Source organism: Janthinobacterium aestuarii (genome assembly GCF_051380835.1).
GTDB lineage: Bacteria > Pseudomonadota > Gammaproteobacteria > Burkholderiales > Burkholderiaceae_D > Janthinobacterium > Janthinobacterium aestuarii.
This window is the reverse complement of record NZ_JBNYXU010000022.1, coordinates 1-1,362: the sequence shown is the minus strand read 5'-3', so window position 1 is coordinate 1,362 and position 1,362 is coordinate 1. Positions and strand designations below refer to the sequence as shown.

The 1,362-nt window shown below is 49.4% G+C and carries 2 tRNA genes and 2 rRNA genes; all 4 read right to left on the bottom strand.

Annotation, left to right across the window (positions count from 1 at the left end):
• Positions 1 to 725, bottom strand: a 23S ribosomal RNA gene (locus ACQ4WO_RS28090); the annotation flags it as partial.
• Positions 726 to 986: 261 nt separating this feature from the next.
• A tRNA-Ala gene (locus ACQ4WO_RS28085) sits at positions 987 to 1,062 on the bottom strand.
• A 24-nt stretch (positions 1,063 to 1,086) separates the two neighbouring features.
• Positions 1,087 to 1,163, bottom strand: a tRNA-Ile gene (locus ACQ4WO_RS28080).
• Positions 1,164 to 1,263: 100 nt separating this feature from the next.
• Positions 1,264 to 1,362, bottom strand: a 16S ribosomal RNA gene (locus ACQ4WO_RS28075); the annotation flags it as partial.

Here is a 1,362-nt window from a genome sequence, read left to right as displayed (position 1 = left end):
ACCTCCAGGGCGTGTTACCGCACCTTCATCCTGGCCATGAGTAGATCACTTGGTTTCGGGTCTACACCCAGCGACTGATCGCCCTATTCGGACTCGATTTCTCTACGGCTTCCCTATATGGTTAACCTTGCCACTGAATGTAAGTCGCTGACCCATTATACAAAAGGTACGCAGTCACGAAACAAGTCCGCTCCTACTGTTTGTATGCACACGGTTTCAGGATCTATTTCACTCCCCTTCCGGGGTTCTTTTCGCCTTTCCCTCACGGTACTGGTTCACTATCGGTCGATTACGAGTATTTAGCCTTGGAGGATGGTCCCCCCATATTCAGACAGGATGTCACGTGTCCCGCCCTACTTGTCGTACGCTTAGTATCACCGGTCCGATTTCACATACGGGGCTATCACCCGCTATGGCTCCTATTTCCAGAGGATTCTGTTATCGGTCCGACTATCACGTACAGGCTCTTCCCATTTCGCTCGCCGCTACTTTGGGAATCTCGGTTGATTTCTTTTCCTGCAGCTACTTAGATGTTTCAGTTCGCCGCGTTCGCCTTGCATACCTATGTATTCAGTATGCAATACCCTAAAAGGGTGGGTTGCCCCATTCGGAAATCTGCGGATCAAAGTGTGTTTGCTCACTCCCCGCAGCTTATCGCAAGCTACTACGTCCTTCATCGCCTGTAATCGCCAAGGCATCCACCATGTGCACTTATTCGCTTGTCCCTATAACGTTAGCCTCTGAAGACCGAAGTCATCAAAGAGCGCTACAGGGATAAGAAAGTACAACGTTGTTGCTTGTTTGTTGATACATACAATCATTACCCATCAAGTCGCCTCATGCATTGCTGCACGCATAGACTTGATCAATAAATAATCTTTACTTCTTCCAGATTGTTAAAGAACGAAACAGCTTTGATCGCTAAAAGATCAAATCTAAACCGGGTCTGTTTGACTGGCTTACATTTGCACTTTCGAGTAAAACTTTGGTGGAGGATGACGGGATCGAACCGACGACCCCCTGCTTGCAAAGCAGGTGCTCTCCCAGCTGAGCTAATCCCCCGGGAATTTACGACTCGGGTGTTACTGGTAGGGCTGGTTGGACTCGAACCAACGACCCCCGCGTTATCAACACGGTGCTCTAACCAGCTGAGCTACAGCCCCAACGCGGTGCTACTACGACTACTGTTTCTTCTTCAGCTAACAGTCGATAAGTGTGAACATTTGATGCGTGAATCAGTTGCCCGATTCGTGCAAACTCTAGAAAGGAGGTGATCCAGCCGCACCTTCCGATACGGCTACCTTGTTACGACTTCACCCCAGTCACGAATCCTACCGTGGTAAGCGCCCTCCTTGCGGTTAA